The following is an 8,198-nucleotide window of genomic DNA, read 5'->3' on the forward strand; positions in this document are numbered from 1 at the left end:
AACTTTTGAATTAGACACTTTAACTTTAAATATTAAATCATTTAAAGAACCTCATTTTTTTAATAAAATTATATACAATAATTTTAGAAAATCTAAAGCTAAGCGCTCATTTGAATATGCTACTTATTTATTAAAAAATAATATTGGAACACCACAACCTATAGCTTTTTTTGAAAAAAAATCTTTACTAGGCTTAAAAGACAGTTATTATGTAAGTGAACATTTAGATTGTAATTTAACGTATCGTGAGTTGGTGCAAACCAATTATCCCGACACGGAAAATATTTTAAGACAGTTTATACAATTTACTTTTTTAATGCATCAAAAAGGTATTGAATTCTTAGATCATTCACCGGGTAATACATTAATTGTCAAAACTATTAATCAAAAATATAATTTTTATTTGGTAGATTTAAATCGAATGAAATTTCATAAGCAAATGAATTTTAAAACTCGAATGAAAAATTTATCTAAATTGACTCCTAAAAAAGATATGGTATTAATCATGAGTAGTGAATATGCAAAACTCTCAGGAATTGATGAAGAACAAGTCTTTACTGCTATGTGGAAATTAACTCAAGATTTTCAATATCGTTTTTATAGAAAAAAAAGGTTAAAAAAGAGTTTAAAGTTTTGGAAAAAACAGTAATTTTCACATCTTAATAGTTTTCATGAAGTTATCCGTAATTATCTCTACCTACAATTCAGAAGAATGGTTGTCCAAAGTCCTCATAGGGTTTTGTAGGCAAACTGCGAATGATTTTGAGATTGTAATTGCTGATGACGGATCTACCCCAAAAACAAAAGAAGTTATTGATTTATTTAGAGGTAAATTTCTATATCCAATAATCCATGTTTGGCAAGAAGACAATGGTTTTCAAAAATGTAAAATTTTAAACAAAGCTATACTTAAAACTACTTCGGAGTATCTTTTATTTACGGATGGTGATTGCATACCTAGAGAAGATTTTGTGAATCAGCATATAAAATTTGCAGAAAAAGGATATTTTCTTTCGGGTGGTTATTTCAAATTACCTATGGAAACATCTAAATTTATTTCAGATGAAGATATCAGAGTGCAAAATTGTTTTTCAACTTCGTGGTTAATCAAAAATGGCGTAAAAAAGAGCTTCAAATTAACTAAATTGACACACAATAAGTACTTTGCAATCTTTATGAATTGGATTACTCCTACAAAAAAAACATTTAACGGTCACAATACATCATGTTTTAAAAGTGATTTAATAGCAGTAAATGGTTTTAATGAAGATATGCAATATGGAGGTTTAGACAGAGAAATAGGCGAGCGGTTATTTAATTATGGTGTTTTATCTAAACAAATACGCTACCAAGCTATTTGTCTACACTTAGATCACAAAAGAGGTTATGCAAATGCTGAAATTTGGAAAAGTAATAATGCTATTCGAGTTTTTAATAAAAAAAATAACATTATAAAAATTAAAAATGGAATTGTTAAATGTTGATTTTTAAAAAATTAATCAACTGTTTCGCCATCAACTCAGGTTTAAAATGAGCGTATAATTCTTTTGAAATTTTCTTTACTTTTTTATCGGTCTTGCCTTTAAATAATTCTGGTTTGAAATCTTTTAAGTGAAATGACACGTTTTTTTGTCCATCTTCAAATGTTGCCCAACCTTTTTTATCTATCCAAGGCGAAAAAACTATAAAAGAAGGTTTGTTTAGAGCTTTGGCCATATTTATAGCGCCTCCATCGTTTCCTACAATGCAGTCACAACGATTCATAATTGCAATAAATTCTCGAATTGAATTTCCTATTATATCAATGTAAATGTTTTTTTGAGTTTTAGTTGAGCAATACGAAAAAACTTCAAGTGCTTGTTTTTTTTGATTTGGGATATAATTAAAAAGAATATTAACATCACAAGTATCAATAATACTGTCGATTAAGTGTGCCATGTATTGAAGAGGGTATGTTTTTAAATCGTCACTCCCCATAATGCTTATCATTATCGTTTTTTTTGAAGTGTCAATTGCATGTTTTAAAAAAACATCTTTAGCAAATTGCACTTCTTCATCATTTACATAAATGACTGGATTTGTAATTTTTTTATCAATTTTTAAAGGTTCTAATAAAGCTAAGCGTTGTTCTATTATTAATCCTAAATTAGATTTATAATCATTTCGTCTAATAACTGTATGGGTGTAGAAAAGATTGCTGTGTGTTTTTGTAAATGAAATTTTTGTATTAGCACCTGACAAAATAACCAAAAGTATACTTTCTAGTTTTGCATAACTATCAATAATAATGTCATATTTTGTTTTTCTTAATTGAAGGCCAAATTTTAGTAATGCAAGTTTGTTATTTCGTTCTTTTTTAGTAAATAAAATTAAATTATCAATACAATTCATGCCGTCAAGAACGGCTTTCGTACTGTCGTAAATTAAATAATTTATTTGAGCATTAGGATATGCAAGTCTCAGGTTTTCACATAGAATTGAACTGACTAAAACATCACCAATCATTTTTTGCTGAATCACTAAAATTTTCACTTTCATTTTTTTTTATAATTCATAGCCCTGGGACTAATAAAAGTTTGGTTTAAAATCGCACTAAATAAATAGGTCACATAATTTTTTAGTACAATTTTATGCACTTTTAGTTTTGGAATAAAGAATAGAGGTATAGACAAAAAACTCAAAATTGTTTTTTCTAACAGTATGCCTGTTGTCAATCTCATATGAAGTAAAAATGAGGTTGTGGTTGAAAAATTATTTTGAATATAGGTGTGTTTTGAAATTAACACTTCAGTTTTGGTTAAGGCTTTTGTTTTTATGTTTATTCTGCTAGCACCTCCATGTTTATGAAACAAAACGGCTTTTTTTAACACTGCAATTTTACCGTTATTTTTTAAAACTTTATTAGAAAAATCAACATCTTCCATATACATCCAGTAGTCCTCATTCCATCCATTTATTTTTTTAAACCAATTTTTACTTATCAATACAACTGCCCCAGTTACCCATTGCGGGTAAAAATAGTTTTCGTTTTCATTTAATTTATGGGCAATTTTTTTTCTATGCATCCTTTTATATATTGCCCTAGGTATACCAAAGAAAGTTATAAACTTTGGCAATAAATTATTTTGATTGTAAAAGGTGCCATTTTCATTGATTTGTAAACACGACAAAACAGCATTAGAATCTTTTAAATAAAAATCAAAATATGTTTCTAAGTTTAATGAATCAACTTTTGTGTCAGGATTTAGAAATAAGTAATAATTTGATTTAGCAGCAGAGGCTGCTAAATTACACCCATTAGCAAAACCATTGTTTCCTGTGTTTAAAATAAATGTTATAGACGGATATAAAGAAATAAAAGCGTCAAGATTATTGTCGTTAGAACAATTATCAACAACCAATACTTCAATTGAATACCGGTCAGAAGAAAACAGGGTTAATGATTCTAAACAATCCTCCAGTGCATCCCAACCTTTATAATTTACTATTAAAACAGAAAATAATGTCATCTTTATATTATTATACAGCTACATCATATTCACGCAAAGCATCATTTAAAGATGTTTTTAAATCAGTAGAAGGTTTACGTTTTCCAATGATTAAAGCACAAGGCACTTGAAAGTCACCAGCAGCAAATTTTTTGGTGTAACTCCCTGGTATAACTACAGAACGTGTAGGAACAACTCCTTTATATTCAACGGGTTCATTGCCTGTAACGTCTATAATTTTTGTAGAAGCAGTTAAAACCACATTGGCTCCTAAAACAGCTTCTTTTTCAATTCTAACACCTTCTACTACAATGCATCTTGATCCTATAAAAGCACCATCTTCAATAATTACAGGAGCAGCTTGTAAGGGTTCTAAAACGCCTCCAATGCCAACACCCCCAGATAAATGTACATTTTTACCAATTTGAGCACAACTACCTACAGTTGCCCATGTGTCAACCATAGTTCCTTCGTCTACATAAGCCCCAATATTTACATAACTTGGCATCAATATAACACCTTTTGAAATATACGCACCATAACGAGCAACTGCTGGTGGTACAACACGAATTCCCTTTTCTGCATAATTGCGCTTCAATTCCATTTTATCATGATATTCAAAAATACCTGCTTCCCAAGTGTTCATTTTTTGAATAGGAAAGTACATTACTACTGCTTTTTTAATCCATTCATTCACTTGCCAACCTAATCCTGTTGGTTCTGCCACTCGCAGTTTTCCATTGTCTAACAAGTCAATAACTTCTCTAATTGCGGTTGTAGTTTCTGATTCTTGTAACAATGCTCGGTTTTCCCAAGCTTGTTCTATAATTGTTTGTAATTTTTGCATTTTATAAATTTTACACAAATATAAAATAAATTTTTTCTTGAAACGATGTGTCGCCTTATGTTTATTTTTCGTTTTCATGCCTTTTCTTTAAGTTTTCTGCTTCGTTATAGGGTTATTTATTCTGCCAGGTTTGATCGAGTTATATGTTTTGTATATATATTGGTTTTGGTTTTTGTAAAACACAGCAAATGCCTATCTTTATAAAAAAATAATAATGCCCAGAATTCTTTCATTAGATTACGGATTAAAACGAACCGGAATAGCTATAACAGACGAAATGCAAATTATTGCTTCTGGGTTAACAACAATTCCGTCAGATAGTTTGATTGTTTTTCTTTCATCATATTTTGAAAAAGAAAAAGTTGAAAAAGTTATCATTGGTGAACCCAAACAAATGGATGGAACCCCTTCTGAGAGTGCAGCAATTATTGAAAAATTTATCAAAAAATTTAAAATTACTTTTCCAAACATGCCTTTGGATAGAATTGATGAACGTTTTACATCAAAAATGGCCTTTCAGACAATGATTGATAGTGGTTTAAAGAAAAAACAAAGGCAAAATAAAGCATTAATTGACGAAATTGCAGCTACTATTATGTTGCAAGATTACATGAACAAAAAATAGATTATAATTTTTAAATTTAAACTATTTATAGCTCCTTTTTGTTTTCGTATATTTGTATTTTAAATAAACATACACTTTAATTATAATTATGAAAGATCAAATAGATTTAAAAGACCAGTTGATTTTAGAAATTTTACAACAAAATTCTAGTCTTTCAGTTAAAGAAATAGGAGAGCGCATTGGGTTGTCGTTTACACCTACATATGAGCGAATAAAAAATTTAGAAAATAATACGGTAATAAAAAAATATGTTGCCTTAGTTGATCCATTAAAAATAGGAATTGATTTGGTGGCTTATTGTAATATTACTTTAAAAGAACAATCAAGAGATGCTTTAATCGATTTCGAAAAATTAGTCAATGAAATTGATGAAATACAAGAAATGTTTAGCCTGTCGGGCAATTATGATTATATGCTCAGAATTGTTGCAAAAGATGTAAAATCATATAATGAATTTGTGGTAAGTGTTATTTCTAATATTCCAAACATAGGTCTTTATCACAGCAGTATTGTTTTAAAGGAAGTAAAGAGAAATACTGCTTTTATTTTACCAGCATTAGATTAATTAAATTTAGCTTTTATCTCAAGAAAATCTTGTTCAATTAAATCGTTACACAGATTTCCAATACTTCCTTCATGAGTGTGTTTTATGTTATAATTAGGCTCAAAAGTATTGTTTAAAATATCTAACCCAATATTTTTATAAGCATCTCTAAAAGGCATACCGTCTATAACTTTTTGGTTAACATTTTCGACACTAAACATATAATCATACTTAGAATTTTTTATGCTGTTTTTTTTAATTTGTATATTTTGCAGCATAAAATTTAACATTTCCAGACACTCTTTCATGGATTGAAAAGCGGGAAACAAGCTTTCTTTGGTTAGTTGACAATCTCTGTGATAACCTGACGGTAGATTATTTAATAATATAATTAATTCATTTGGCAAAGCCTGAATTTTATTGCAGCGAGCTCTCATAATTTCAAAAACATCAGGATTTTTTTTATGTGGCATAATACTACTACCTGTGGTTAGCGAATCAGGAAATGATATAAAATTAAAATTTTGATTCAAATACAAGCACATATCATATGAAAATTTACTTAAAGTTCCAGCTAAGCCAGCTAAACCCATAGCAACTATTTTTTCTGATTTTCCACGGGTCATTTGAGCATAAACAGAATTTACATTTAAGGATTTAAAACCCAATAATTTTGTGGTTAATGTTCTGTTTAAAGGAAATGAACTGCCATAACCAGCACCAGACCCCAATGGGTTTTTATTGCAAACATTATAAGCAGCTAATAGCATTTCTAAATCATCTACTAAGCTTTCTGCATAGGCACCAAACCATAACCCAAACGATGAGGGCATCGCAATTTGTAAATGTGTGTAGCCGGGCAGTAATTCATCCTTATGTTTATTGCTTAATTGAATCAATGTTTTAAATAAAATTTCGATTAATGAAATAATTTCGATAATTTCTGATTTAAAAAAGAGTTTTAAATCAGTTAAAACTTGGTCGTTTCGAGATCGTCCACTGTGAATTTTTTTACCAATATCACCAATTCTTTCAATTAATAGATGTTCAACTTGCGAATGAATATCCTCAATTCCAGGTTCAATTTTAAAATTATTATTTTCTATTTCTTTTAAAATTTGTTTCAATTCTTTTTCAATAAGCACCCATTCCTGTTTTGTTAGTAATTTAATAGAACAAAGCATTTCACAATGCGCTAAAGAGCCTAGTACGTCAAATTTAGCTAAAATATTATCAAAAACAAGATCGTTTCCAACTGTGAATTTTTCTACAATTGTAGTGTGTTGTGTATTGTTACTTGCTGATTTTTGCCAAATTTTTTGTTTCATATTTTAAAGTATTTGTTTTAATATTGAGTTGTATATTTGAATTGCTTCGCTAATTTCTGCTACATATATAAATTCATCGCTACTATGAGAGCGTGTAGATAAGCCTGGACCCATTTTTAAAGATGGACAGGGTATTACTGCTTGATCTGATGAGGTTGGAGACCCATAATGCGTTCTTCCAAGATGTAAACCCGCTACAACAAAAGGATGCTTTGACGATATGTATGATGAGTTTAATCTCATAGAACGGGCTTTAACTTCACTTTTTATATTATCTTTTATTATCTTTAAAATAGCTGCATTAGAATATAATTCAGTAGTTCGTACGTCTATAGTAAAAGTACAAGTGTCAGGTACTACATTATGTTGAGAGCCACTATTGATAATAGTTGGTGTCATTTTTACTTCGCCAAGTAAATCAGAGACTTTATCAAATTTATATTTAGAAAACCAATCAATATCTCTAAATGCTTTTAAAATAGCGTTGTTGTTATTAGGGTGTGCTGCATGAGAGGGAGTTCCTTTTGCAACGCAATCTAAAACCAACAAGCCTTTTTCGGCTATAGCTAAATTCATTTCTGTAGGTTCGCCTATAATAGCAAAGTTTATAGCTCCAAGCGAACTGTAAATAGATTCGATACCATTAATGCCCGAAATTTCCTCTTCAGCTGTAGCGGTTAAAATAAGATTGTATTTTAAACCTTCTTTATCCCAAAAATGAATAAACGTTGTTATTAAACTAACTAAGGCACCACCAGCATCATTGCTCCCTAAACCATATAGTTTTCCGTCTTTTTCAATTGCTTCAAAAGGATTTAAGGTGTAACTAAAATTTGGTTTAACCGTGTCATGATGAGAATTTAACAATATAGTAGGTTTCAAAGAATCGAAATGTTTATTATAAGCCCACACATTATTCATTGCGCGATGTGTTGGTATACCACGTTTCTCAAGAAATTCCTGAATGCAATCGGCTGTTTTATCTTCCTCTTTACTAAATGAAGGAATAGCTATTAGTTTTTTTAATAAAACAATTGCTTGTTCAAATAATAGATTTACAGATTTATTATTTAATTCTACTTCCTTCATTACTTTTATGGTTTAAATAGTTAGCAATTTTTGATGCATTAATAATGCCTATTGTATGAACACCATTTTCTAATGCATCAAAACAATTTTCTAATTTTGTAATCATCCCTTTGTTAATTATCTCTTTATTCTTTAAATCTTGAAACAATTTAAAGTCTAAGCTTTCAATTACAGAATTGTCATCTTCGGGATCTCTTAAAACCCCGTTTTTTTCGAAGCAATAGATAAGTTGAATTTCAAATTCTGAAGATAAGCTAGCAGCCAAAGCTTTTGCTAT

General features: G+C 29.4%; 9 protein-coding genes and 1 pseudogene. 4 read left to right on the forward strand and 6 right to left on the reverse strand.

Going from position 1 to position 8,198, the window contains the following annotated elements; genetic code table 11:
* Both AABM47_RS10170 and AABM47_RS10175 read left to right on the forward strand, forming a co-directional pair.
* Positions 1-649: lipopolysaccharide kinase InaA family protein (locus AABM47_RS10170; protein ID WP_338410815.1), on the forward strand; the 649-nt coding region annotated here is incomplete at its 5' end.
* 22 nt (positions 650-671) lie between these two features.
* On the forward strand, positions 672-1,484 hold the full coding sequence (locus tag AABM47_RS10175) for a glycosyltransferase (RefSeq protein WP_338410816.1): 813 nt from the start codon (positions 672-674) through the stop codon (positions 1,482-1,484).
* On the opposite strand, the gene AABM47_RS10180 is transcribed toward AABM47_RS10175, so the two are convergent.
* The 3 genes from AABM47_RS10180 to AABM47_RS10190 are packed head-to-tail and all read right to left on the reverse strand — an operon-like array spanning position 1,474 to position 4,335.
* Positions 1,474-2,538, reverse strand: a complete 1,065-nt coding sequence (locus AABM47_RS10180) for a glycosyltransferase family 9 protein (RefSeq protein ID WP_338410817.1) — start codon at positions 2,536-2,538, stop codon at positions 1,474-1,476. The genes AABM47_RS10175 and AABM47_RS10180 overlap by 11 nt on opposite strands.
* Positions 2,535-3,509, reverse strand: a complete 975-nt coding sequence (locus tag AABM47_RS10185; protein WP_338410818.1) for a glycosyltransferase family 2 protein — start codon at positions 3,507-3,509, stop codon at positions 2,535-2,537. Before AABM47_RS10185 ends, AABM47_RS10180 begins: the two co-directional genes overlap by 4 nt.
* A gap of 10 nt (positions 3,510-3,519) precedes the next feature.
* Positions 3,520-4,335 (reverse strand): 2,3,4,5-tetrahydropyridine-2,6-dicarboxylate N-succinyltransferase, encoded by an 816-nt coding sequence (locus tag AABM47_RS10190; RefSeq protein ID WP_338410819.1) that lies wholly within the window; start codon positions 4,333-4,335, stop codon positions 3,520-3,522.
* Between the two features lie 214 nt (positions 4,336-4,549).
* On the opposite strand from AABM47_RS10190, the gene ruvX reads away from it, so the two are divergent.
* Both ruvX and AABM47_RS10200 read left to right on the forward strand, forming a co-directional pair.
* Entirely contained in the window at positions 4,550-4,960 is a 411-nt protein-coding gene (gene ruvX / locus AABM47_RS10195) for a Holliday junction resolvase RuvX (protein WP_338410820.1), read from the forward strand.
* 88 nt (positions 4,961-5,048) lie between these two features.
* Positions 5,049-5,525, forward strand: coding sequence for an Lrp/AsnC family transcriptional regulator (locus AABM47_RS10200; RefSeq protein WP_338410821.1), 477 nt, complete (start codon positions 5,049-5,051; stop codon positions 5,523-5,525).
* On the opposite strand, the gene argH is transcribed toward AABM47_RS10200, so the two are convergent.
* The 3 genes and pseudogenes from argH to AABM47_RS10215 form a co-directional block, all read right to left on the reverse strand.
* Entirely contained in the window at positions 5,522-6,832 is a 1,311-nt protein-coding gene (gene argH / locus AABM47_RS10205; RefSeq protein WP_338410822.1) for an argininosuccinate lyase, read from the reverse strand. The two genes, AABM47_RS10200 and argH, sit on opposite strands and share 4 nt — an antisense overlap.
* Before the next feature lie 3 nt (positions 6,833-6,835).
* Positions 6,836-7,921 (reverse strand): M20 family metallo-hydrolase, encoded by a 1,086-nt coding sequence (locus AABM47_RS10210; protein ID WP_338410823.1) that lies wholly within the window; start codon positions 7,919-7,921, stop codon positions 6,836-6,838.
* Positions 7,899-8,198 (reverse strand): annotated as a pseudogene (locus AABM47_RS10215) (acetylglutamate kinase); the annotation flags it as partial. The pseudogene AABM47_RS10215 and the gene AABM47_RS10210, both read right to left, overlap by 23 nt.

The organism is uncultured Flavobacterium sp. (assembly GCF_963925415.1).
Classification (GTDB): Bacteria; Bacteroidota; Bacteroidia; order Flavobacteriales; family Flavobacteriaceae; genus Flavobacterium.